Raw genomic sequence first — 22,476 nt, 5'->3', positions numbered from 1 at the left:
CCTCCCTCCTCCCCGCACCAGGCGCTGCTGGGCCGCCACCGGTCCGTCATGCCCGACTGGCTCGCCCTCTACTACCGCGACCCCCTGGAGATCACCCACGGCGAGGGCCGCCACGTCTGGGACGCCGACGGCAACCGCTACCTCGACTTCTTCGGCGGCATCCTCACCACCATGACCGCCCACGCCCTGCCCGAGGTCACCAAGGCCGTCAGCGAGCAGGCCGGGCGCATCATCCACAGCTCCACCCTCTACCTCAACCGCCCCATGGTGGACCTGGCCGAACGCATCGCCGCGCTCTCCGGAATCCCGGACGCCCGGGTCTTCTTCACCACCTCCGGCACCGAGGCGAACGACGCCGCGCTGCTGCTCGCCACCGCGTACCGCCGGTCGAACCAGATCCTGGCGATGCGCAACAGCTACCACGGGCGCTCCTTCTCCACCGTCGGCATCACCGGCAACTCCAGCTGGTCGCCCACCACCCTGTCCCCGCTCCAGACGCTCTACCTGCACGGCGGCATCCGCACCCGGGGCCCGTTCGCGGAGCTGTCGGACGCGGAGTTCATCGCGGCGTGCGTCGCCGACCTGGAGGACATGCTCGCGCAGGTCCAGCACGGCTCGGTGGCCGCGCTGATCGCCGAACCGGTGCAGGGCGTCGGCGGGTTCACCGCACCGCCCGACGGCCTGTTCGCGGCCTTCCGCGACGTCCTCCAGCGGCAGGGCATCCTCTGGATCTCCGACGAGGTGCAGACCGGCTGGGGCCGGACCGGCGAGCACTTCTGGGGCTGGCAGGCCCACGGCGCCTCGGGACCGCCCGACATGCTGACCTTCGCCAAGGGCATCGGCAACGGCATGTCCATCGGCGGCGTCGTCGCCCGTGCCGAGGTGATGAACAGCCTGGACGCCAACTCCATCTCCACCTTCGGCGGCAGCCCCGTCACCATGGCCGCGGGCCTCGCCAACCTCACCTACCTGCTGGAACACGACCTCCAGGGCAACGCCCGGCGCGTCGGCGGACTCCTCATCGAGCGGCTGCGGGCCGTCGCGGCGGGGCTCCCCGTCGTACGGGAGGTCCGCGGCCGGGGCCTGATGATCGGCCTCGAACTGACCGACATCGACGGCGCGCCGTCGGCCCACGCCGCCGGGCTCGCCCTCGAATACGCCCGGGAGAACGGCCTGCTCATCGGCAAGGGCGGCCGTGAGGGCCACAGCTTGCGCGTCGCCCCGCCGCTCAGCCTGAGCGTCGCCGAGGCCGAGGAGGGCGCCGCCCTGCTCGAGGACGCGCTGCGCCGGGTGCAGGCCGACATGGAGAAGGAGCGCCGGCCATGACGGGCGCGGACGCCCGGCGTGCGGCGGGCGATGGCCGGGCCCGGACGCTCCCTCCGGCCCGGACACTCGCTCCTGCCCGGACACTTCCTCCGGCCGGGGCGCACCACCCGGCCGATCCGATCCCGGAAGCGAAAGGACGGCAGCCATGACGCGCACCGTCATCCGCAACGGCCTCGTCATCACCGCGGCCGAGGAAATCCACGCCGACCTCCTCGTCGAGGACGGCCGCATCGCCGCCCTCGCCGCCCAAGGCAACGAGTTCGCCCAGGGCTGGACCGCCGACCGGACGATCGACGCCACCGGCAAGTACGTCATCCCGGGCGGCGTGGACGCCCACACCCACATGGAGCTGCCCTTCGGCGGCACCTTCGCCTCCGACACCTTCGAGACCGGCACCCGGGCAGCGGCCTGGGGCGGCACCACGACCATCGTCGACTTCGCGGTGCAGACCAAGGGCCACAGCCTGCGGGAAGGGCTCGACGCCTGGTACGCGAAGGCCGACGCGAACTGCGCGATCGACTACGGCTTCCACATGATCCTCTCCGACGTCAACGACGGCACGTTGAAGGAGATGGACCTGCTGGTCGCCGAGGGGATCACCTCGTTCAAGCTCTTCATGGCTTATCCCGGGGTGTTCTACAGCGACGACGGGCAGATCCTGCGGGCGATGCAGCGCGCGGAGTCCAACAGCGGGCTGATCATGATGCACGCCGAGAACGGCATCGCGATCGACGTCCTCGTCGAACAGGCCCTCGCGGCGGGACGCACCGACCCGCGGTACCACGGCGAGGTGCGCAAGGTGCTGCTGGAGGCGGAGGCCACGCACCGGGCCATCCAGCTGGCCCGGGTGGCGGGGGCGCCGCTGTACGTGGTGCACGTCTCCGCCGAGGAGGCGGTCGCGGAGCTGGCGCGCGCCCGGGACATGGGGCTGCCCGTCTTCGGCGAGACCTGTCCGCAGTACCTCTTCCTGTCCACCGACAACCTCGCCGAGCCGGACTTCGGGGGCGCCAAGTACGTGTGCAGCACGCCCCTGCGGCCCCGGGAACACCAGGCCGCCCTCTGGCGGGGCCTGCGGACCGACGACCTCCAGGTGGTCTCCACCGACCACTGCCCGTTCTGCTTCTCGGGCCAGAAGGAGCTGGGCCGCGGCGACTTCTCCAAGATCCCGAACGGGCTGCCCGGCGTCGAGAACCGCATGGACCTGCTGCACCAGGCCGTCGTCGACGGGCACATCTCCCGCCGCCGCTGGATCGAGATCGCCTGCGCCGCCCCGGCCCGGATGTTCGGGCTCCACGGGCGCAAGGGCACGCTCGCCCCGGGCGCCGACGCCGATGTGGTCGTCTACGACCCGCACGCCGAGCAGACCATCTCCGCCGAGACCCACCACATGAACGTCGACTACTCGGCGTACGAGGGCAAGCGGATCACCGGCCGGGTGGAGACCGTGCTCTCCCGCGGCGAACCGGTCATCACCGAGCGGGAGTTCACCGGCCGTGCCGGACACGGCCAGTACGTACCGCGCGGCACCTGCCAGTACGTGGACTAGCGGCCCCCGCACGAAACCGTCCGGACCCGACCGGGCGGCCCCCCCGCCGGGGCCGAACCTCGGGACCGGGCCGTACCCCGAACAGGGCAACACCGATCAAGGGCAACACCGATCAGGGCAAGACACCGATCAGGGCAGTACCCCGAACAGGAGCAGCTGTGCCCATGGACTTCGGACTCGTTCTGCAGACCGACCCGCCCGCCTCGTCCGTCGTCAGCCTGATGCGCCGCGCCGAGCGCAACGGCTTCAGCCACGGCTGGACCTTCGACTCGGCGGTGCTGTGGCAGGAACCCTTCGTCATCTACAGCCAGATCCTCGAACACACCGAGCGGATGACCGTCGGCCCGATGGTCACCAACCCGGGAACCCGCACCTGGGAGGTGACCGCGTCGACGTTCGCCACCCTCAACGACATGTTCGGCAACCGCACCGTCTGCGGCATCGGCCGCGGGGACTCCGCCATGCGGGTGGCCGGCCGGCCCCCCAACACCCTCGCCCGGCTGGGGGAGTCCATGTCCGTCATCCGCGACCTCGCCGAGGGGCGGGAAGCGGTCGTCGGCGGAACACCGCTGCGCATCCCCTGGGTGAAGGACGGGAAGCTGCCGGTCTGGATGGCGGCCTACGGCCCCAAGGCCCTCGCCCTCGCCGGGCAGCAGGCGGACGGCTTCATCCTGCAGCTCGCCGATCCGTTCCTGACGGAGTGGATGATCCGGGCCGTGCGCACCGCGGCCGAGGAGGCCGGACGCGACCCGGACTCCCTGACCATGTGCGTGGCCGCGCCCGCCTACGTGGGTAACGACCTGGCCCACGCCCGGGAGCAGTGCCGCTGGTTCGGCGGCATGGTCGGCAACCACGTGGCCGACCTGGTCTCCCGCTACGGCGAGCACTCCGGCCTGGTGCCCGAGGCCCTCACCGAGTACATCAAGGCCCGCGAGGGCTACGACTACAGCCACCACGGCCGGACCGGGAACCCGGACACCGCCTTCGTCCCCGACGAGATCGTGGACCGCTTCTGTCTGCTCGGCCCGCCACAGGCGCACATCGAGCAGCTCCGGGCCCTGCGGGATCTGGGCGTCGACCAGTTCGCGCTGTACGCCATGCACGACGCCAAGGAGGCCACCATCGACGCCTACGGCGAGCAGGTGATCCCGGCCCTCAACGGCTGAGCGCGGCGTCGCCCGCGAGACGGGTGCCCGCAGCGCCGTGGAGGTCCCGGCGGGGGCACGGCAGCCGGGCGCCCACAGGCCCCCTCCTGGACATACGGGAGGGGGCCTGCGGCGTTTCGGCGTATGCGCGCTACGCGGGGAATTCCCCGGCCTGCACACCGGTAACGAACGCGGACCACGCGGCGGGCTCGAACATCAGGGCCGGGCCTTCCGGGTCCTTGCTGTCCCGGACGGGAACGGTGCCGTGGGCGCTGACGTGCGCCGGGGACCACTCCACACAGTCGCCGCCGTCTTGGCTGCTGTAGCTGGACTTGACCCAAGGGTGAGTCAGGGGAATCACGATGCCTCCATAAGCTTTCGGATCATGTGGGCCGACGCGTCACGCGAGAGTGCTGAAGCGGTGAGTACATCGTAAGACCGTGAGAGGTGACGCACCGTGGAGGGATCTTCGATGATCGTTCCTGATCTGATGCCCTCGGTGTAGATCACGGGCGGGCCGTCTGCGGTGGTCAGAATGGACATGGAGCCGTCCATGAGACCGTGCGTCTCAGCACATAGTGGCATCACCTGTAGCACGGTGGTTCGCCGGGAACCGTGGGCGAGCAATGCGGAGAGCTGTTCCCGCATCACATCGGGGCTCCCGACATTCCGCAGAAGTACGGACTCGCAGATGACTACGGAGAAGTCCGGCGGGGAATTGCCCTTGAGTACTTCTTGTCGCGCCATTCGTGCCCGGACCAGTGTCGCCACTTCGTCATCACTGGCACGCGGGTCACCTTCCCGGAGAAGTGCCCGCGCGTATGGCGCTGTCTGAAGGAGGCCAGGCACCACCGTGGGCGACCATGCCGAAATGCTGACGGCCTTTGGCTCCAGCTCAATCCGTCGGCGGGAGTGCACCGGGAACGACTGGGCGGTGATCTCCTCATATAGGCGTTTGAACAGTCCGTCCGTCGAAAAGACCTGGTCCAGCCGGGCGGGAAGGCCGGACGGGATGGGGCCCATGCACGTTTCAACGCGGCTGATTGCGCTCTTTGATGTGCTGGCCAGCTTGGCCAGTTGAGTCTGATTCAGGGGCCCTGGTGGGTACAGCTCCCGGTGGCTCCGGCACTCTTCCGCGAACTGTCGACGCGGGTCGTATGCGCCCTCGGCGCCCCCTGTTGCTTCTCCGTTAGAGTTCATAACTCCCCCTGACCATTGACCTGGTCACGTGCGGTCGTTGCGTCATTTAGGCCGGTCAACGGCGTACGCATATGTCGGCCTGACCAACACCCAGGTTGGGCGCTGAATCTCTCCTCACAGTACCGATTCCTACCCCACTCTTGTCACCAATCAGCTGCACACAGTGAGGGATTCGGATGACTGATCGAAAAGCTGCAGCGTCCGCCGACGTCGTGATCCCGGAGGCGCCCGGAGCCGAAGACGGCCCCGGACAGCCGATTCCGGACACCGTGAGGAAGCTGGAGCCCGTCCCCGTCCAGGGGTGCGACGTGTGCGAATCCTGCGGCCGGGAGCGGGAGGAGGCCCGCCGGGCGGGCCGTTCACTGGAGGTCCGGAGCCTCAACGGCGTGATCGCGGGCCATCCCCACGGAAGGGAGGTGCGGGCGTGACCAGGAGAGCGGCACCATCCGAGTTCTCCATGTCGCCCGAACGGATCACGATCGGGTCCGTCGTCTTCGACAAGGACGCCGACATGGTGGCCGTGGTGCGCACGGTGAAGGGCCTCATGATCGGACTGGAGCGGCCCACGGGACTCACCTGGGAAGTGGCCTGCGGCCGTCTGCGACCGGGCACCGAGCGCGAAGCGCGACAGCTCCAGGCCCTGGCGAAGCTCCAGCGGGCCCGGATGCGAGGCATGTCGTGAGCTGCACCCGGTGTGCTGAGCTGCAACGCGATCTACAGGCGGCCGAAAGGGCCGGCGACCGGACGAAGGCGGTGGACTGTCGGGTGCTGCTCCGACGTCACCCGCGGCATGACGGGACGGCCGTGAGCATCAGTGCCCCACCGCAGACGAGAGGCGACGAGGAGTGAGCCGGCCGCCGGTTGGCCCCGGACTCCGCCCCCTTGCCGGACAACCGTTCCGGCGTCCCCCGCGTTGTTGAGCGATCGTGGCAGAGGGGCGGGCAAGACCCCGGGCGACTGTCCAACGGACAGCGGCAGTCGGACGGGTGCACCATCACCGAGAGATACCTGGAGGAGCAGTGATCATGATTCTTGCGACCGACGGTGGCGGCGACGGCCTCCCGGGCGAGCCGTACCCGGGCCCGCATCAGCCCCCGTCACCCGACGGTGGCCCGGGTCAGCCGAACCCGCCCAAGGGTGCCTGACCCCGTGACCACTGACGCACCACGGGAGCGCCCCAGCCATGACGGGCTGGGGCGTGTCCTCCTGTCCTCAGGGGCCCTTTCCTCCGACTGGGCACCCTCGTACGCGGCCGTTCCCCGCTCCACCGTGTTGCCGGACCTCATGTGGCCGTTCGACATGGCGGCCGGCCGGAGCGTGGCCGTGTCCAAGGCGGACGACCCCGCCAGGTGGCAGGAGTTCGCGGATTCCGACGTACCGATCGTGACGCAATGGGACGACGGGAAGCACACCGGCACCGAACCGGGGCAGGTGCCGACCAGCTCCGCGTCCATGCCCTCCGTGGTGTTCCGGATGCTCCAGGCGCTGGATCTCCGGCCTGGCCACCAGGCCCTGGAGATCGGCACCGCCACCACCTGGAACGCCTTGCTCATGGCCCACCGGACGGGGCCGGGGTGCGTGACCACGGTGGAGGTGGACCGGGCGGTGGCCACGAGCGCCATGGCCACGGTGGAGCGGCTGGGAATCCCGGTCCACATCGTCCACGGCGACGGGGTCGAGGGCTACCCGGAGGGGGCGCCGTACGACCGGGTCATCGCTACGTGCGGCCTCCGTTCCGTCCCGTTCGCGTGGGTGGAGCAGTGCCGGCCCGGTGGGGTCATCGTGGCCCCGTGGGGCACGAACTACAGCCACGCCGACGCGGTGGCCCGCCTGGTGGTGGCGCCCGACGGCCACAGCGCTTCGGGCGCCTTCACGGGGCCCGTGGAGTTCATGAAGCTGCGGTCCCAACGGTTCGTCCCCCGGGCGCACTCCGAGTACGTGGAGCGGAGCGTGGCGGATGGCGACGAGTCATCCACCACGATCAGCGAAGCGGAGTTCGTCGGGGAGCAATTCGGTCCGGAGCGCTTCGCCATGGGACTCCGCGTCCCTCAGTGCTCGTTTGTCGAGGCGGAGAAGCGCGACGGCGCGCGGCCGGTCTGGTTCTACAGCCTGAGCGACCGGTCCTGGGCCTGTTGCATGTTCCGCGACGGGAAGGCGGCGCGCGTCTGGCAATCCGGCCCCCGCCGGTTGTGGGACGACGTGGAGGCCGCGTTCCAGTGGTGGGACGGCCATGGCCGCCCGGAACCATCGCGGTTCGGTCTGACCGTGACCGCGGAGGGCGAAAGGGTGTGGCTGGACGACCCGGCCAACTCCTGGACCCTTTGAGACCGGCCCCGTCCGTGCGTGACCCCGTGGCGCATGGGCGGGGCCGACGGGGCGGGGGATCTGCGGGGTCGGTCGGCGAGGAGAACGTCTGAGGGGGCATGCCCGACGGGGCCTGGATCCCGTTGTGAGCGGGCCGGCGCCGAAGAGCCCGGGCCCCGGCGGAGAAGCGCCGATGCCGAGTGGAGAATTGGTGCCATGGCGAACGTCCCTGCACCGTTCCGTATCAGTGAGCCCGAGGCCGGATTCGACGCTGTCGTCGGCTCGCTCTCGGGCTCCGACGAGTTCGTCGCCCGACTGTCCAGGTACCTGGGCAGCGCCCAGGGCTTGATTCTCGCGCCGGGTACCGGGCAGAGCCCGTTCTCCGACAGCGAGAAGATGCGGGTGCGCATCGGCATGGTGACCGACGGCGTATGGGTGTGGCACGTAGCGTGGTCGGACTACGTCGCCTACCACAGGGTGACGCCGCCGGCCGAATTCCTTCAGCACATCGAGTCGGTCGACTTCACCGTTCCTGACATATCGGTGGATCGCGCCTTGGAGATCTGCGAGGAGATCGGACTTCCGATGCCCGACTGAGGGCCGCCCCGTAATCCCTGGCGCGCGCCCGGTGCCGGCTACGGCTCTCCCGCGGCCGACGCTGAAAGTACTCCCGGGCCGCGTTGTCGGGACGTTCGGATACGCCCGGTATCCGGACGTCCCTCCGTATTGCGGCGCCCCGCATCCGACGCCGTGCGCTGATCCGCCAGGACTACCGGACAGCGCATGGAGGGAAGTCCGATCTGTTCCGCCTTGTCTCGGTGCCCCGTAAATGTCGAGTCGGAGTCCGGTCCGAAGTCCGGCCGCTGAGTGGCGTGCCATGCCCCCAACATCCGTTGTCTGCAGGGTGGTTTACGATCATTCGACAGCAACTCAGCATGTGCTGACGGGGGGAAAGATGTCGCACAGGCCCACGGACTGGCACATACTCGATTTGGAGGGCGATCCGACTCCGGGAGACCCGGACCGGGTGAAAAAGCTCGCCCGGAACCTGCACGCATTTGCCGACGATGTCTCTGACGTCCTGCGGGACATCAAGGGCATGGCGGGCGAGGAGGCCATTCTCTCATGGGCGGGAAAGACTGCTGATGCGTTCATCGAGGAGTTCGAGGACGCCCCCGGCAAGCTGAAGAAACTCAAGAAGAGTTACAACCTCGCCGGTGACGCCCTGGCCTCGTACTGGCCCGACCTCGAGGAAGCCCAGACCAAGGCGGACAAGGCGCTGCGCGAGGGGCGCAAGGCCCGTGATGAGCTCAGTACCGCTCAGTCCGCTCTGACCGGGGCGAACGGCTGGGTGAAGACGGCCACCTCGAAGGCGGATGCCTACGACTCGGACAAGACCGCCGGGAAAGATGTCCCGAAGCCCGATGAGGCCGACGTCCGGCAGGCCACGCGCAACGCCACTCGTGCCAAGGAGCACCAGGCGTCCGTCCAACGGGACGTCGACAGCGCTCAGAATGCCCTGGAAGCCGCGAAGAAGCTGGCCGGTCAGGCCAAGGGGCTACGCGAAGAGGCCGCCCGCCGCACGGTCAAGAAGCTCAACGAGGCATCCGACGCGGGCATCCCCAACCGGCACTGGTGGGAAGAGGCTGCCGACTGGGTGGTCGACAACTGGGACACCATCGTCACGGTCTGCAAGTGGATTGTGGCGATCGTCGGCATCATCGTCATGATTGTCGGTGGGCCGCTCGGCTGGCTCGTCTTCGCCGCCGCGCTCGTCGTGCTCGCCGACACGATACGAAAAATGGCCAACGGTACGGCGGGCTGGGGCGATCTGGCCTGGGCGGTCCTCGACTGCATACCCGCCACCAAGGGGTTCACCAGCCTGGCCAAGCTGGGAAAACTCTGGAAGGCGGGCGGTCTCCGAGCCCTCGGCAGCGGTGCCATGAAGGGCATCGGCGGCGGTCTCAAGGACCTGTCCAACGGCATCCGCAACGGATCCGTAAGGGTTGCCACCGCTGTCAAGGGGCTCGCCGGCCGGGGCGGTAAGCCGCTGAACCTGAATGTCCAGGCGTTCAAGGACGGCAGGGCGGGAATGTTGGCCTTCCGTCCGGACGATCAGCTGCTCAAAAGCATGCAGAAGATCAAGAACAAGGGGACATTCGACGTGGGTATGCACGGCGCGCCGGGCAGCGTCGGCTATCAGATCAAGGACGGTGCCGCGCACCTTCCCGAGAACTGGCACAACTTCAATCACCGAGAGGTTGCCTCGCTGATGAAGGCTCATGGTTGGAATGGTCAGCCTGTTAGACTCCTGTCCTGCCAGACCGGCATGAAAGCCGATGGATTCGCGCAGAATCTGGCAAACCACCTCGGCACGTCGGTGGAGGCGCCGAACGACTTCCTCTGGGTCTGGTCCAACGGACGGACAGCGGTGGCGCCGTTCAACGACGCCGGCACGGGAATCCATCCTTCGCTGCGCGGAAAATTTGAAACCTTTTTCCCTAAGGGAGAGTCGTAGCCATGGTGAACGTACCCGCACCCCGACGGATCGGTGAGCCCGAGAGTGAGTGCGAAGGTGTCGCCGACTCCCTCGCCGGTTCCGATGAGTTCGCCGACAGGTTGTCGACATTCCTGGAGACCGCCGAGCCTCTGATCCTTTCCCCGGGCACGGTGCCCGACCCGTTCTCCGACAACGAGAACATGCGGGTGCGCATCGGCGTGATGACCGACGGTGTATGGGTATGGGATCTCGCCTGGGCTGATTACGTCCATTACCACAAGGTGGCGCCGCCCGCCGAGTTTCTTCAGCACATCGAGTCGGTGGACTTCACCTCCCCTGAAATCCCGGAGGACCGCGCGATGGAGATCGGCGAGGCCATCGGAATTCCTATGCCCGACTAGAGATCGTCCGTGCAATGAACACCGGTGCAGAACACAGAGCAGAGCGAGGAAAATGACTGGCGCGGTGCACTCCGAACCGGAAGCGGTACATCCGGGTGAGCCCCTCCAGGGGGTTGCCCTGTCGGTTCCGGAGTCGTGGTGGGAATTCGACATCCGTCCCGAGGGCCGCACGGCGACGATCCGGCGGCTCGTCGACGAGCGGGTGCGCGAGGTTCCTGAACTCGCTCCCCATCGCGCCGATTTGACGGCGGTGCTCGGCAGGATGGCCAAGGATGCCCACGACTCCGGAGCCTTGTACCTGGGCTGCATGGCAGAGAACTTCGACGGGGTGCCGCTCACCGCAACGATCACCGTCTCGCTCGTCGGTGCCCGAAACAAGGAGGGCACGGCTCTCTCGACCGACCCTCGCGTCATCGCCGAGAGCCTCCGCCCAATCACACCGTGCCGGGAGGGCGACGCCTGGCGCACCGTGACGACGGTCGAGATTCCCGACGTCGGTACCGTGGCCCGCACCCATGGTGTGGAGGACGTTCCCGTCGCCGAGGGCGACCGCCGCACGCTTCGGATGGCGCTGACCCAGACGTACATCCCCGTGCCGGGTGGGGCCGGGCAGGTCGTACTCGTTTCCGGAGCCAGCCCGGTACTGGACCTGGCCGAGGCGTTCCACGACATCTTCGACGCGGTGACCAGCACATTCCGCTTTGTCTGACGACAGCGGGTCCGAAAGAAGAGACGACATTCCGAGGGGGACGGGCATGAGTGACGGCAAGAGCGACCTCGCTTTGCCGCTCAGCGAACTGGAGGACTACGGAAGTCGGCTGCGGTCCGTCAAGGACCGCCTGAACCGTACCAAGAAGCTGTTCGACTCCTACCAGGAGGACCTCGGCGACAACAGCGTGTACGACGCGCTGGAGGACTTCGAATCCAACTGGGAGGACGGCCGCGAGGACATCACCCAGCAACTCACGGCCCTCGCCGAGATGTCCGACGCCGTCGTACGCGAATTCAAGAAGCTCGACCACAAGCTCGCGCAGAGCCTGTCGGTCAAGGAGAAGAAGGAGAAGCGGGGGAAGGACAAGGGCGACACCTGACGGAGGCGACCCGGACCGACGCGGCATGCGCACGCTGATTCGGCCCGCACACCTCTCAGCCGTCGGCATGCCGCCCCGCCAACCGGCAGGTGCGCTCCGCCAGTTCGCTGATCCGGACCCCGTCGAAGCCGAAGACGGCGCTGCGCGCCCGGTCCTCCAGAGGTTCCGTCCACTGGGCGGGGATCGCCGAGGCCCCGCACAGGACGCCCGCGACCGAACCGGCCGTGGCGCCGGCCGAGTCGGTGTCCAGGCCGCCTCGGACCGTGAGTGCGATGGTGGTGCTGAAGTCGCCCTCGCCGTAGAGGAGTCCGGCGGTGAGCACGGCGGCGTTGGGCAGGGTGTGGATCCAGTGCAGTCGGCCGACCTCGCGGTCCAGCTCGTCGAGGGTCTCCTCCCACGGCGTGCCCGCGTCGTACAGGGCGGCGGTGTGCCGGACGGTGCGGGCGAGTCGGCATCCCGGCGGGATCTGTTCCAGTCCGGCTTCCAGGGCCGCCCGCGGCGTGGCCGCGGTGAAGGCGGCGGCGACGAGCGCGGCGGCCCACATCGCGCCGTACACGCCGTTCCCGGTGTGCGACAGCACGGCGTCGCGCCGGGCGAGGGCGGCGGCGCGCTGCGGATCCCCGGGGGAGACGAAGCCGTGGATGTCGGCGCGGATCAGGGCCCCGATCCACTCCTGGCAGGGGTTGTCGACGGTCGCGGTGGCCGGGGGCCGCAGGCCGTTCACCAGGTTGCGGTAGGCGGCGCGTTCGGCGGTGAACGTCTGCAGATAGGGGAGACGGAGCAGCCACAGCTCGCCGACCTGCTCGGTGGTGAAGCCGAAGCCGTGGGTCTCCAGCAGGTGCAGCCCGAGGATCGTGTAGTCGATGTCGTCGTCGCGGACGCTGCCCCGGATGTTGCCGCGGGTGCACTGCGGCCACTCCGGGCGCAGTTCGAACTCGCCCGCTGTTCCATCGCTTCCACCCGCTGCCGTATCGCTTCCGCCCGGCGCCGTACCGGTTCCGCCCGGCGTTGTACCGGTTCTGCCCAGTGCGGTATCGGTGCCACCGGGCGCCGTATCGGTTCCGGCCGGCGGGGGCGGGAGGTAGTCGGTGAGGGGGAGGGCGTCCGTGCGGCGCAGATAGCGGTCGATCCGCTCGCGGGTCCAGTGATCGCCGCGCTCGACGGGCTTGCCGAGCATGTTGCCCGCGATCCGGCCGAGCCAGCCGCCGAGGACCCGGTCGTCGAGGCTGCGGCTGTCGAGAACGGCGGTGCGTTGCGCAGTCATGTCTCCGGTGTACTACCGGTGCGGGCCGTGCGCCGTAACGCGGCGGTCGGTGGAGGCCACGTGTCGGCCGGCCACGCAGTCGTTCGGTCGAGTCGCGGATCGGCGCGGAGGAGATCGGCGGGGAGGTGATCGGCGCGGAGGCGATCGGCGAGCTGCGGCCCCGACGGTCACGTCGTGACCGTCGGGCGTATCGGGCGGTGCGGCCCGCCCCGGCGGGGACGGGCACGGGCCACTCCGGCCGGCCCGCGCCGCGGCCACGACGTGACCGTCGGGGGCCCTGGTCGGAGGGGCGGCTGTGCGCGGTGGCCCGGGATCCGGCCACCGGGTGCTGTCGGCGGGGGCCATCCCCGGGGCGCGCAGGGGTACGCGGTCGGCCGCCGGCCGGGGCGGGCCGCGCCACACCCCGCAGGCGCTCCGCTCGTCGGAGGGCGCCGGGGCACGTGCCGCCGCACAGCCCCCGGAGCCGTGCGCCGGGGTCCGAGGCGCCTGCCTCAACCCCACCCCTGTGGCCCCCGTCACCCCGTCCCGTCGCCTCTTCTCCGCCGTTAACCCGCAGGCCATCGCCCTGTCCCCCGCACGACGGCCGGGGTGTCGGCGGTGCGTGGTTCGATGGGTGAATGATCGATGACTTCGTCTTCGGGGCCGACGCGGCCCGCAACCTGTCCGCCGTAGAGGAAGCGGTCCGCAAAGCGGCCGCGGCCGAGATCCTGCCCAGGTTCCGGCAGCTCGCCGAGCACGAGATCGTCGAGAAGAACGGACCGCACGACCTGGTGACCGTCGCCGACCGGCTCGCCGAGGAGCACCTCACCGCCGCGCTCGCCGAGCTGCTGCCGGGGTCGGTGGTGGTCGGCGAGGAGGCGGTGCACGCCGATCCGGACATCGTCCAGGCGCTGAGCGGGGACGCGCCGGTGTGGATCGTGGACCCGGTCGACGGCACCCGGCAGTTCGTGCACGGCGACCCGGGCTTCGCCACGCTCGTCGCGCTCGCGCACCGGGGCGAGCTGTACGCGTCGTGGACGTACGCCCCGGCGTCCGACCGGATGGCGGTCGCGGTGCGGGGCGCCGGAGCCTGGCTGAACGGCGCGGCGCTGCGCTGCGGCACCCCGGATCCGGACGCCGCCCTCACCGTCGCCACCTCGCACCCCGACTTCACCTCGCCGGAGGAGACCGCGGCGTTCCGGCGGCTGGAGGTCCCGGGGCTGGCGCCGCGGCCGTGCGGTTCGGCGGGGCTGGAGTATCTCGCCGTCGCGGAAGGGAGCCTCGGCGCCGTCGCCTTCGGCTGGGAGAACGCGTGGGACCACGCCGCGGGGCTGCTGCTGGTCGCCGAGGCGGGCGGGGCGAGTGCCACGGTCGCGGGCGAGCGGTTCCGGCTGGCCGGCGGGAACGCCCTGCCGTTCACGGCGGCCCGGGACGCGGCGTCGGCCCGGCGGATCCTCGACCTGATACGGGGCGCGGCCGACAGCTGAGCCCCGCCGGGTCCGGACGGGCCACTCCGGACGGGCCGGCTCCGGCGGGTGGCCACCTATCCTGGGCGGAGCCCGAACGGCCGAGCGAGGAGGCCGTGGGGTCCGGCCGTCCGACGAAGGGGTCCTGCGGTGGCGTCGATGCTCGATGTGGTCGTGGTGGGGGCCGGGCCGAACGGGCTCACCGCCGCCGTCGAACTCGCCCGGCGGGGCATGGCGGTGGCGCTGTTCGAGGCCGAGCCCACGGTGGGCGGCGGGGCGCGCACCGAGGAGCTCACCCTGCCCGGGTTCCGGCACGACCCCTGCTCCGCCGTCCATCCGTTCGGCGCGGGGTCGCCCGCCTTCAACGCGATGCCCCTGGACCGCTTCGGGCTGGAGTGGCTGCACCCGGAGCTGCCGATGGCGCACCCGTTTCCCGACGGCACGGCCGCGGTGCTGGCGCACACGGTCGGTGAGACGGCGGCCTCGCTCGGCAGCCGCGACGCGGGCGCTTACCGGCGTCTGGTCGCCCCGTTCCTCGGGCACTGGGACTCCCTGGCCGCGGACTTCCTCCGTCCGCCGTGGCTGGGAGTGCCGCGCGACCCGGTGCGCTTCGCCCGGTTCGCGGCGCTCGGTCCGCAGCCGGCCACCCTGCTGAACCGGCGCTTCCGCGATCCGAAGGCCCGTGCGCTGTTCGCCGGACTGGCCGCACACGCCATCGCGCCGCTCGGCGGCATGAGCACGGGCGGTCTGGCCGTGCTGTTCGCGCTCGCCGCGCACGCGCACGGCTGGCCGGTGGCGCGGGGCGGCTCGCAGGCCGTCTCCGATGCCCTCGCCGGCTATCTGCGGGCCCTGGGCGGCACCGTCCACACCGGTACGACCGTCAAGCGGCTCGACGACCTCCCGCCGGCCCGTGCCTATGTCTTCGACACCTCGCCCACCGCGCTGGCCCGGATCGCCGGACTCGGCAACACCTACCGGTCCTTCCGCTACGGCCCCGGAGCCTTCAAGATCGACTACGCGCTGGCCGGACCGGTGCCCTGGGCCGCGGCGGAGGCCCGGCGGGCCGGAACGGTCCATCTGGGGGCGTCGGTCCGGGAGATCGGCGACGCCCTGGACCGTGCCGTGCACGGCCGGCCGCCCCGGACCCCCTTCCTGATCACCTCCCAGCCCACCGTCGTCGACCCGAGCCGGGCCCCCGAGGGCCGGCACATCCTCTGGGCGTACGGACACGTCCCCAACGGCTGGCGCGGGGACGCCACCGAGGCCGTCGAGCGGCAGATCGAGCGGTTCGCTCCCGGCTTCCGCGACCTCGTCCTGGCCCGCGCCGTCTCCGGGCCCCCGGAGATGGCCGCCCGCAACGCCAACTACGTCGGGGGCGACATCGGGTGCGGTGCCTTCGACGGCCTTCAGTCGGTGCTCCGCCCCAAGGCGGCCCGGGTCCCCTACGCCACCGCCCGGCCGGCGGTGTTCCTCTGTTCATCGGCGACGCCGCCGGGCGGGGGAGTGCACGGCATGTGCGGTCACCACGCCGCCCGCGCGGTCTGGCGGAGGCTGCGCGCACCGCACCGCTGACCGCGGCACGGCCTCCGCCCCGTAGCCGCCGAGGACTTCATCAGTGCTGGGCAGCGTGTCAGGGGCCCGTGACCCGGCACGCCACCCGGCTCGGTCAGGCCGCCCATGTCCCCAATGGCCGCGCGACGGTTCAGACGATCCGCGCCCGCTCAGGTGCCCATGTCCCAGGCGACGCTTGCCCCGTCACGCCGCCCGTGCGAGGTCGGCCAGCACATCGGCCCGTACCGTCCCGGGCTCGGTGCCCAGCCGTCGCAGCACCTCCGACGTCAGCTTGTCCGCGGGGTCGAGCAGGCCCAACAACAGGTGCTCCACGCCGATGTGACGGGACTTCATGTCCACCGCCTCACGCAGGGACCGCTGCAGCGCCCGCCGGGCCCGCGGGGCGAACGGGATGTGGCCCCCGCGGCCGCCGTCCCGGTTCCGCCTGCGGCCCAGGGGGAACGGCAGCAGCCTCCGCGACCGCGGGACCGGCTCTGCCGCGGGCGCGTCGAGTGCGCCGGGCCCGAAGGTCCGCTCCGCGCGGCTGCGCACCTCGTCCAGATCGATGCCGAGCGCCTGCAACACCTCCGCGTCGTCGGCCCCGTCGGCGGCCGGAGCGTTCCCCCGGCCGAGCACCGTTTCGACGGCGCTTCGGCAGGCCGGGGCCGTGATGCCCCGACGGCGCAGGGTGTCCGCCACCGGGGGACCGTCCTGGGCGAGCACGCCGAGGAGCAGGTGCTCCGTGCCGATGTCGGTGTGCCCCAGGCTCCTGGCCTCCTGCTGGGCCTGTACCACGACCGTGCGCGCCTGCCGGGTGAAGCGTTCGAACATCTCTACCTCCTGGCGTGCTTCTTGTGGACTGCCTGCCGGCTCACGCCCAGCGCTGCCCCGATCTCCTCCCAGGACCAGCCGTGCCGCCGGGCGCTGTCGACCTGGAGCGCCTCCAGCCGTTCGACGAGCCGGCGCAGCGCGGCCACGGCGCGCAGGCCGACGGCGGGGTCGCCGTTCAGGGCGGCCTCCGCGGTGTCCACGGCCTCTCTCGCTTCCGTTCCAGCTGCTTCCGTCATACGTGTCAACCTAGGGTGACAGGATTCTCTTGTCAACCGTCATTGACGAACGAGGTGCGGGGCCGGGTGCGCGCCTCGACATCGATGTCGGATTCTCGCCAGCCGCCGCGCCTCCCGTGCTCAATGCTGGAACCCATGCACACCGAGACCGAGAGGTGCGTACGCGCCGTCCGCTCGAAGGACGCCCGTTTCGACGGCTGGTTCTTCACCGCGGTCCTGACCACGCGCATCTACTGCCGGCCGAGCTGCCCGGTGGTGCCGCCGAAGGCCGAGAACATGCAGTTCTACCCGAGCGCCGCCGCCGCTCAGCAGGCCGGATTCCGCGCCTGCAAGCGCTGCCGCCCCGACGCCAGCCCCGGATCGCCGCAGTGGAACGAGCGGGCCGACCTCGTCGCGCGGGCGATGCGCCTGATCGCCGACGGCTGCGTCGACCGTGAAGGCGTCTCCGGGCTCGCCGTCCGCCTCGGCTACAGCACGCGCCAGGTGGAGCGGCAGCTGCTCGCCGAACTGGGCGCCGGGCCGCTCGCCCTCGCACGGGCCCAGCGGGCCCAGACCGCCCGGCTGCTCATCGAGACCAGCGCCCTGCCGATGGCGGACGTCGCCTTCGCGGCCGGATTCGCCAGTATCCGCACGTTCAACGACACGGTGCGCGAGGTGTTCGCCCTCTCCCCGTCGGAGCTGCGTAACCGGGCCGCGGGCAACGGACGAGCCCCCGGCACCGGGCGAGCTCCCGGCACCGTACGAGCTTCCGTCCCTGGACAAGCCCCCAGCACCGGACGAGCCTCCGTCAACACCGGCGCACCCGCCGGCCCCGCCCCCTCCGCCACCACCGGAACCCCCGCCCCCGAACCGGGCGCCGTCACCGGCACGCTCTCCCTCCGGCTCCCGTACCGGGCACCCCTCTGCCCGGACAACCTGTTCGGGCACCTGGCCGCCACCGCCGTCCCGGGCGTCGAGGAGTGGCGCGACGGTGCCTACCGCCGCACCCTCCGCCTGCCCTACGGCCACGGAGTCGTCGCGCTGCGCCCCGAGTCCGGGCACGTCGCCTGCACCCTCGCCCTCACCGACCTGCGCGACCTCACCCTCGCCATCAGCCGCTGCCGCCGGCTGCTCGACCTCGACGCCGACCCGGTCGCCGTGGACGGCCTCCTGGGGACCGACCCCGTCCTCGCCCCGCTGGTCGCCCGGCACCCCGGCCGCCGGGTCCCGCGGACGGTCGACGCGGCCGAGTTCGCCGTACGGGCCGTCCTCGGACAGCAGGTGTCCACCGCAGCGGCCCGCACCCACGCGGCCCGGCTCGTCCGGGACTGCGGCGACCCGGTCGACGACCCCGCGGGCGGGCTCACCCACCTCTTCCCGGAACCGGACACCCTGGCCGCCCTCGACCCCGAGCGGCTCGCCCTGCCCCGCACCCGCCGCACCACGCTTACCACCCTGGCCGCCGAACTCGCCGCCGGCCGGATCGTCCTCGGCGCCGGCAGCGACTGGGGCGCGGCACGGGAACGGCTCGCGGCGCTGCCGGGCATCGGCCCCTGGACCGTCGAGACCGTCGCGATGCGCGCCCTCGGCGACCCCGACGCCTTCCTCCCCACCGACCTCGGACTGCGGCGCGCAGCGCGGGCCTCAGGCCTGCCCGGCACCCCCGCGGCCCTCACCGCCCGCGCGGAGGCCTGGCGGCCCTGGCGGGCGTACGCCGTCCAGTACCTCTGGGCGACCGACGACCACCCCATCAACCACCTACCGACCGGCTGACCCCGGCCGCACCCACAACAGGCCGGCTGACCCCGGCCGCACCAACCGCAGGCCGGCCGCCGCGACGGCACCCGAGCCAGGAGCAACCGCATGTCACAGCGCACGCACACCGTGATCGACAGCCCCCTCGGGGCGCTGACCCTGGTGGCCACCGACGGCACCCTCTCCGGCCTCTACATGACCGAGCAGCGGCACCGCCCCCCGGAGGACACCTTCGGCACGCCGGACGACACACCGTTCACCGCGGCCGTGGAGCAGCTCAACGCCTACTTCGCCGGTGAACTCACCGCCTTCGACCTGCCCCTGCGGCTGGACGGCACGCCCTTCCAGCGCCGCGTCTGGACCGCCCTGCGGGACATCCCGTACGGCGGGACCGTCTCCTACGGGCAGTTGGCCGGCCGCCTCGGACTCCCTTCCGCGGCCCGGGCGGTGGGCCTGGCCAACGGCCGGAACCCCATCGGCATCATCGTCCCCTGCCACCGGGTCGTGGGCGCGGGCGGCAGCCTCACCGGCTACGGCGGCGGCATCGACCGCAAACGCCGTCTCCTGGACCACGAGTCGGGCGACGCCGCACACACCCTCTTCCCGCAGGCGCAGGCGCAGGCGCAGGCACACGCGCTCCTCCCACGGACGGGGCAGGGCGCGACGCGAACCGTTGGGTGACGAGGACCGCCGGATGACGAGGACCGCCGGGTGACGCGCCCGACGACCGGGGGAGGGGCGAAGCGGTACGACAGGGCAGTTCGGAGGTACCCGCCCGTTCAGCCCGTCTCGTCGGCCAGTTGCCGCAGCAGGGCCGGCAGCGCCGTACCGATGGGCTCGCGCACCAGCTCGTCGGCGTGCTCGTCGTACGGGGTCGGCTCGGCGTTCATGATGATCAGCCGCGCGCCGTGCTGCGCCGCGGTGCCCGCCAGCGAAGCGGCGGGCTGCACCTGCAGGCTGGTGCCGACGGCGATGAAGACGTCGCACGCCTTCGCGACGGTCAGAGCCGAGCCGAGCACCTCGGGGTCCAGCCGCTCACCGAACATCACCGTCGCCGACTTGAGGATGCCCCCGCACACCCGGCACGGCGGGTCCTCCTCGCCCGCCGCGACCCGCTCCAGCGCCGCGGACATCGACGAGCGCTCCCGGCAGCCGGTGCACTCCACGGCCCGTGCGGTGCCGTGGAGTTCGAACACCTTGCGGTCCGGCATCCCGGCCAGCTGGTGCAGACCGTCCACGTTCTGGGTGATCACCCGCACCGGCACGCCCGACCGCTCCAGTTCGGCCACGGCGAGATGCGCGGCGTTGGGCTGTGCGCGCAGCGTGGCGCTGTCCTGCCGCATCCGCCAGGAGCGGCGCCGGATCGCGGGATCGGCCATGTAGTACGCGTAGGTGACGAGCTTCTCGGCCTCGGGGTCCTTCCGCCACAGCCCGTTCGGGCCGCGGTAGTCGGGGATACCGGAATCGGTGGAGATCCCGGCACCGCTCAGAACCGCCACGAGGGGCCGCGTACCGTTGCTCATGCCGCGAGGGTACGCACGGCGCCGCCGCTCCGGCGACCGCGTTTCGCCGGGGAGCGCTCCGCCGCGAACCACCCCGCGTCCGATGGCTGCCGGACCGACGGCTGCCGCGCCGATGAACGCGGGGCCGATGAACGCCGAACCGACGGGCGCCGATCCGATGGGCGCCGATCCGATGGGCGCCGAACCGAAGGGCGCCGATCCGGTGGGCGCCCGGCCGGCGGGGGCAGGCGCTCCCTCCGGCCGCTGGCCGCATCGCTGCGCCTCCCGGACCGCCGTCAGTGCCCGGGGGCCGGAACCGGATGTCCGCCTTCCAGCTCCACCGTCCCGGTGCCCGAGGCCAGGGCCCCCAGCGCGGCCCGGACCCGGCGGGTCATGCCGGCCTCGAAGTAGCGCTGGATCTCGTCCTGCGGCACCAGCCGCCAGTCCGTCAGCTCGGCCTCCTGCAGCCGGACCGCCGTCAGCAGCGCCTCGTCCAGCACCCCGCCGTCGTACAGGTACGACACCAGCGGGGGCCGGCCGGCGCCCGGCACCCAGTCGATCGCGAGTAGCCGCCCCGGCTCGATGTCCAGGCCGATCTCCTCCGCCGCCTCGCGCCGCGCCGCCTGCCGGGGCGTCTCGCCCCGGTCCGACTCGACGGTGCCGCCCGGCAGGATCCAGGCGCCGTCGTCGCGGTAGTTCGGCTCCACCAGCAGCAGGCGCTCGTGCGCGTCCCGGAAGATGACGCCCGCGCCGGCCAGAACCCGTGGGAGCCCGGCGATGTACGTCGCATAGTCCATCGTCATTCCCCCGAGGGTAGCCGCTGCCCTCCAACGCGCTCGCGGACGCGTTTCCGCACCTCAAAGTCCGTTTTCGGCCCGTCCGCGGAGACTGACAGCGCGCCCCTCCGGCGGATAGGGTCGCAGCGGCGCGACTGCCTGTTCGAAAATGCAAGGGGTTGGCAAGGTGGCGGACGCAGCAGTGTCTGAGACGGGGCGTGTTCTCATCGCCGCGGACAAGTTCAAGGGGTCCCTCACGGCCGTACAGGTCGCCGAGCACCTCACCGCCGGACTGCGCAGCGCGGCTCCGGGACTGCGGGTCGAGTCCCTGCCGGTGGCCGACGGCGGCGACGGCACGGTCGAGGCCGCGGTCGCCGCCGGCTTCGAGCGGCACGAGGTGGAGGTCACCGGGCCGCTCGGTGCCCCGCGCACCGCGGCGTTCGCGGTGCACGGCGACACCGCCGTGGTGGAGATGGCGGAGGCCTCGGGCCTGCGCCGGCTGCCCGACGGGGTGTTCGCGCCGTTGACGGCGACCACGTACGGCACGGGCGAGTTGCTCCGGGCCGCCCTGGACACCGGTGCCCGCACCATCGTGTTCGGGGTCGGCGGCAGCGCGACGACCGACGGCGGCGCGGGCATGCTGGCCGCCCTCGGCGCCCGGCTCCTGGACGTCGACGGCGACCCGGTCGCCCACGGCGGCGCGCCGCTCCGCGAGCTGGTCACGGCCGATCTGACGGGGCTCGACCCGCGGATCGCCGACACCGACATCGTGCTGGCCGGCGACGTCGACAACCCGCTGACCGGCCCGGAGGGCGCCGCGGCGGTCTACGGCCCGCAGAAGGGAGCCGGCGAGGAGGACGTGGCGACGCTCGACGCCGCCCTCGCCCACTACGCGACGGTCCTTCAGGAGGCGGTCGGCCCGTCCGCCGCGCAGCACGCCCTCGCCCCCGGAGCGGGGGCGGCCGGCGGCCTCGGGTACGGGGCCCTGGTCGGTCTCGGCGCCCGCTTCCGGCCCGGCATCGACATCATGCTCGACGTCCTGGGCTTCGCGGCGGCCCTCGGCCGCGCCGATCTGGTCATCACCGGCGAGGGGTCGCTCGACGAGCAGACGCTGCACGGCAAGGCCCCGGCCGGTGTCGCGGCCGCGGCCCGTGAACGGGGCGTGGGCGTCGTCGCCGTCTGCGGCCGGCTGCAACTCCCGGAGAAGGCCCTGCGCACCGCCGGGATCCGCCGTGCCTACGCCCTCACCGACCTCGAACCGGACGCCGCCCGCTGCATCGCCGAGGCGGGCCCGCTCCTGGAACGCCTGGCGCAGCACCTCGTGCGCGACCTCGTCCGCTGACCCGCTCCGGACCGCACGCGGTCCGGAGCGCACGCGGGGCAGGGGAGACGACGACGGACGGCCCGCGGACGGGCCGGACCGGGGACGGACGAGACCGCGGGCGGCCGGGTACGGGGAGACCGATAAAGCGACAAGGCAGGGCATGACCGTTTCGCGGGAGATGGCGGGCGGAATCCGCTCGACGGGTACCGAAAGGGACTTCGGCGCGGAACGACGTGAAAAAGCTTCACGTTCCACTCCACGGTAAAAGAAAAGACAAAATCCGGCGGACGGGGGAACCGT

At 71.6% G+C, this 22,476-nt stretch carries 23 protein-coding genes; 16 read left to right on the top strand and 7 right to left on the bottom strand.

What is annotated here, in order from left to right:
* The first annotated feature begins 48 nt into the window (after positions 1 to 48).
* The 3 genes from ABT112_RS05305 to ABT112_RS05295 all read left to right on the top strand — a co-directional run bounded on the left by ABT112_RS05305 (position 49) and on the right by ABT112_RS05295 (position 4,038).
* A complete protein-coding gene (locus ABT112_RS05305) occupies positions 49 to 1,326 on the top strand; it encodes an aspartate aminotransferase family protein (RefSeq protein WP_351505866.1) in 1,278 nt (425 codons plus the stop codon).
* 145 nt (positions 1,327 to 1,471) lie between these two features.
* Positions 1,472 to 2,872, top strand: coding sequence for a dihydropyrimidinase (gene hydA / locus ABT112_RS05300; protein ID WP_351505760.1), 1,401 nt, complete (start codon positions 1,472 to 1,474; stop codon positions 2,870 to 2,872).
* A 164-nt stretch (positions 2,873 to 3,036) separates the two neighbouring features.
* A complete protein-coding gene (locus ABT112_RS05295) occupies positions 3,037 to 4,038 on the top strand; it encodes a TIGR03842 family LLM class F420-dependent oxidoreductase (RefSeq protein WP_351505758.1) in 1,002 nt (333 codons plus the stop codon).
* A gap of 130 nt (positions 4,039 to 4,168) precedes the next feature.
* Here ABT112_RS05295 and ABT112_RS05290 read toward each other — a convergent pair whose 3' ends face one another.
* Together ABT112_RS05290 and ABT112_RS05285 are read right to left on the bottom strand one after the other, a co-directional pair.
* Positions 4,169 to 4,378: a DUF397 domain-containing protein gene (locus ABT112_RS05290; protein ID WP_351505756.1), complete on the bottom strand. Its 210-nt coding sequence runs from the start codon at positions 4,376 to 4,378 to the stop codon at positions 4,169 to 4,171.
* The gene (locus tag ABT112_RS05285) at positions 4,375 to 5,217 is read right to left on the bottom strand and encodes a DUF5753 domain-containing protein (RefSeq protein WP_351505754.1); all 843 of its coding nucleotides are present in this window, start codon (positions 5,215 to 5,217) and stop codon (positions 4,375 to 4,377) included. Before ABT112_RS05285 ends, ABT112_RS05290 begins: the two co-directional genes overlap by 4 nt.
* A gap of 176 nt (positions 5,218 to 5,393) precedes the next feature.
* Here ABT112_RS05285 and ABT112_RS05280 point away from each other — a divergent pair, with 176 nt between their 5' ends.
* The 8 genes from ABT112_RS05280 (at position 5,394) to ABT112_RS05245 (ending at position 11,513) form a co-directional block, all read left to right on the top strand.
* Positions 5,394 to 5,645: a hypothetical protein gene (locus ABT112_RS05280; RefSeq protein ID WP_351505751.1), complete on the top strand. Its 252-nt coding sequence runs from the start codon at positions 5,394 to 5,396 to the stop codon at positions 5,643 to 5,645.
* Positions 5,642 to 5,899, top strand: coding sequence for a hypothetical protein (locus tag ABT112_RS05275; protein ID WP_351505749.1), 258 nt, complete (start codon positions 5,642 to 5,644; stop codon positions 5,897 to 5,899). Before ABT112_RS05280 ends, ABT112_RS05275 begins: the two co-directional genes overlap by 4 nt.
* A gap of 467 nt (positions 5,900 to 6,366) precedes the next feature.
* Positions 6,367 to 7,542 (top strand): methyltransferase domain-containing protein, encoded by a 1,176-nt coding sequence (locus ABT112_RS05270; protein ID WP_351505746.1) that lies wholly within the window; start codon positions 6,367 to 6,369, stop codon positions 7,540 to 7,542.
* Between the two features lie 195 nt (positions 7,543 to 7,737).
* Complete coding sequence (locus ABT112_RS05265; protein ID WP_351505744.1) at positions 7,738 to 8,118, top strand: hypothetical protein; 381 nt, start codon at positions 7,738 to 7,740, stop codon at positions 8,116 to 8,118.
* Positions 8,119 to 8,476: 358 nt separating this feature from the next.
* A complete protein-coding gene (locus ABT112_RS05260) occupies positions 8,477 to 10,039 on the top strand; it encodes a DUF8616 domain-containing protein (protein ID WP_351505742.1) in 1,563 nt (520 codons plus the stop codon).
* A 2-nt stretch (positions 10,040 to 10,041) separates the two neighbouring features.
* Positions 10,042 to 10,422, top strand: coding sequence for a hypothetical protein (locus ABT112_RS05255; RefSeq protein ID WP_351505740.1), 381 nt, complete (start codon positions 10,042 to 10,044; stop codon positions 10,420 to 10,422).
* 52 nt (positions 10,423 to 10,474) lie between these two features.
* Positions 10,475 to 11,131, top strand: a complete 657-nt coding sequence (locus ABT112_RS05250) for a hypothetical protein (RefSeq protein WP_351505738.1) — start codon at positions 10,475 to 10,477, stop codon at positions 11,129 to 11,131.
* A 46-nt stretch (positions 11,132 to 11,177) separates the two neighbouring features.
* Positions 11,178 to 11,513, top strand: coding sequence for a hypothetical protein (locus ABT112_RS05245; protein WP_351505735.1), 336 nt, complete (start codon positions 11,178 to 11,180; stop codon positions 11,511 to 11,513).
* A 55-nt stretch (positions 11,514 to 11,568) separates the two neighbouring features.
* Here ABT112_RS05245 and ABT112_RS05240 read toward each other — a convergent pair whose 3' ends face one another.
* A complete protein-coding gene (locus tag ABT112_RS05240) occupies positions 11,569 to 12,777 on the bottom strand; it encodes an ADP-ribosylglycohydrolase family protein (RefSeq protein ID WP_351505733.1) in 1,209 nt (402 codons plus the stop codon).
* A gap of 617 nt (positions 12,778 to 13,394) precedes the next feature.
* On the opposite strand from ABT112_RS05240, the gene ABT112_RS05235 reads away from it, so the two are divergent.
* Both ABT112_RS05235 and ABT112_RS05230 read left to right on the top strand, forming a co-directional pair.
* Positions 13,395 to 14,243, top strand: coding sequence for an inositol monophosphatase family protein (locus ABT112_RS05235; RefSeq protein WP_351505731.1), 849 nt, complete (start codon positions 13,395 to 13,397; stop codon positions 14,241 to 14,243).
* 129 nt (positions 14,244 to 14,372) lie between these two features.
* Positions 14,373 to 15,794: a phytoene desaturase family protein gene (locus ABT112_RS05230; protein WP_351505729.1), complete on the top strand. Its 1,422-nt coding sequence runs from the start codon at positions 14,373 to 14,375 to the stop codon at positions 15,792 to 15,794.
* 183 nt (positions 15,795 to 15,977) lie between these two features.
* On the opposite strand, the gene ABT112_RS05225 is transcribed toward ABT112_RS05230, so the two are convergent.
* A complete protein-coding gene (locus ABT112_RS05225) occupies positions 15,978 to 16,604 on the bottom strand; it encodes a Clp protease N-terminal domain-containing protein (protein WP_351505726.1) in 627 nt (208 codons plus the stop codon).
* A 2-nt stretch (positions 16,605 to 16,606) separates the two neighbouring features.
* A complete protein-coding gene (locus ABT112_RS05220; RefSeq protein WP_351505724.1) occupies positions 16,607 to 16,840 on the bottom strand; it encodes a hypothetical protein in 234 nt (77 codons plus the stop codon).
* A gap of 135 nt (positions 16,841 to 16,975) precedes the next feature.
* On the opposite strand from ABT112_RS05220, the gene ABT112_RS05215 reads away from it, so the two are divergent.
* Together ABT112_RS05215 and ABT112_RS05210 are read left to right on the top strand one after the other, a co-directional pair.
* Positions 16,976 to 18,592, top strand: coding sequence for an AlkA N-terminal domain-containing protein (locus ABT112_RS05215; protein WP_351505721.1), 1,617 nt, complete (start codon positions 16,976 to 16,978; stop codon positions 18,590 to 18,592).
* Positions 18,593 to 18,682: 90 nt separating this feature from the next.
* Entirely contained in the window at positions 18,683 to 19,255 is a 573-nt protein-coding gene (locus tag ABT112_RS05210; RefSeq protein WP_351505719.1) for a methylated-DNA--[protein]-cysteine S-methyltransferase, read from the top strand.
* Positions 19,256 to 19,353: 98 nt separating this feature from the next.
* Here ABT112_RS05210 and ABT112_RS05205 read toward each other — a convergent pair whose 3' ends face one another.
* Positions 19,354 to 20,097 carry an SIR2 family NAD-dependent protein deacylase gene (locus ABT112_RS05205; protein WP_351505716.1) on the bottom strand — a complete coding sequence of 248 codons (744 nt, stop codon included), beginning with the start codon at positions 20,095 to 20,097 and terminating at the stop codon, positions 19,354 to 19,356.
* Positions 20,098 to 20,372: 275 nt separating this feature from the next.
* The gene (locus tag ABT112_RS05200) at positions 20,373 to 20,879 is read right to left on the bottom strand and encodes an NUDIX domain-containing protein (protein ID WP_351505713.1); all 507 of its coding nucleotides are present in this window, start codon (positions 20,877 to 20,879) and stop codon (positions 20,373 to 20,375) included.
* 142 nt (positions 20,880 to 21,021) lie between these two features.
* Here ABT112_RS05200 and ABT112_RS05195 point away from each other — a divergent pair, with 142 nt between their 5' ends.
* Entirely contained in the window at positions 21,022 to 22,194 is a 1,173-nt protein-coding gene (locus ABT112_RS05195; protein WP_351505711.1) for a glycerate kinase, read from the top strand.
* Positions 22,195 to 22,476: the final 282 nt, after the last annotated feature.

Source organism: Streptomyces sp. NPDC002055, from assembly GCF_040296705.1.
Taxonomy (GTDB): Bacteria; Actinomycetota; Actinomycetes; order Streptomycetales; family Streptomycetaceae; genus Streptomyces.
This window is presented reverse-complemented; position numbering and strand designations above follow the sequence as displayed.

Coding starts and splice junctions, on each gene's coding strand:
- ABT112_RS05215 (WP_351505721.1), top strand. CDS start 16,976: ATGCACACCGAGACCGAGAGGTGCGTACGCGCCGTCCGCTCGAAGGAC.
- ABT112_RS05285 (WP_351505754.1), bottom strand. CDS start 5,217: ATGAACTCTAACGGAGAAGCAACAGGGGGCGCCGAGGGCGCATACGAC.
- ABT112_RS05245 (WP_351505735.1), top strand. CDS start 11,178: ATGAGTGACGGCAAGAGCGACCTCGCTTTGCCGCTCAGCGAACTGGAG.
- ABT112_RS05195 (WP_351505711.1), top strand. CDS start 21,022: ATGCAAGGGGTTGGCAAGGTGGCGGACGCAGCAGTGTCTGAGACGGGG.
- ABT112_RS05265 (WP_351505744.1), top strand. CDS start 7,738: ATGGCGAACGTCCCTGCACCGTTCCGTATCAGTGAGCCCGAGGCCGGA.
- ABT112_RS05250 (WP_351505738.1), top strand. CDS start 10,475: ATGACTGGCGCGGTGCACTCCGAACCGGAAGCGGTACATCCGGGTGAG.
- ABT112_RS05205 (WP_351505716.1), bottom strand. CDS start 20,097: ATGAGCAACGGTACGCGGCCCCTCGTGGCGGTTCTGAGCGGTGCCGGG.
- ABT112_RS05210 (WP_351505719.1), top strand. CDS start 18,683: ATGTCACAGCGCACGCACACCGTGATCGACAGCCCCCTCGGGGCGCTG.
- ABT112_RS05200 (WP_351505713.1), bottom strand. CDS start 20,879: ATGACGATGGACTATGCGACGTACATCGCCGGGCTCCCACGGGTTCTG.
- ABT112_RS05295 (WP_351505758.1), top strand. CDS start 3,037: ATGGACTTCGGACTCGTTCTGCAGACCGACCCGCCCGCCTCGTCCGTC.
- ABT112_RS05260 (WP_351505742.1), top strand. CDS start 8,477: ATGTCGCACAGGCCCACGGACTGGCACATACTCGATTTGGAGGGCGAT.
- ABT112_RS05220 (WP_351505724.1), bottom strand. CDS start 16,840: ATGACGGAAGCAGCTGGAACGGAAGCGAGAGAGGCCGTGGACACCGCG.
- ABT112_RS05235 (WP_351505731.1), top strand. CDS start 13,395: ATGATCGATGACTTCGTCTTCGGGGCCGACGCGGCCCGCAACCTGTCC.
- hydA (WP_351505760.1), top strand. CDS start 1,472: ATGACGCGCACCGTCATCCGCAACGGCCTCGTCATCACCGCGGCCGAG.
- ABT112_RS05305 (WP_351505866.1), top strand. CDS start 49: ATGCCCGACTGGCTCGCCCTCTACTACCGCGACCCCCTGGAGATCACC.
- ABT112_RS05240 (WP_351505733.1), bottom strand. CDS start 12,777: ATGACTGCGCAACGCACCGCCGTTCTCGACAGCCGCAGCCTCGACGAC.
- ABT112_RS05225 (WP_351505726.1), bottom strand. CDS start 16,604: ATGTTCGAACGCTTCACCCGGCAGGCGCGCACGGTCGTGGTACAGGCC.
- ABT112_RS05255 (WP_351505740.1), top strand. CDS start 10,042: ATGGTGAACGTACCCGCACCCCGACGGATCGGTGAGCCCGAGAGTGAG.
- ABT112_RS05280 (WP_351505751.1), top strand. CDS start 5,394: ATGACTGATCGAAAAGCTGCAGCGTCCGCCGACGTCGTGATCCCGGAG.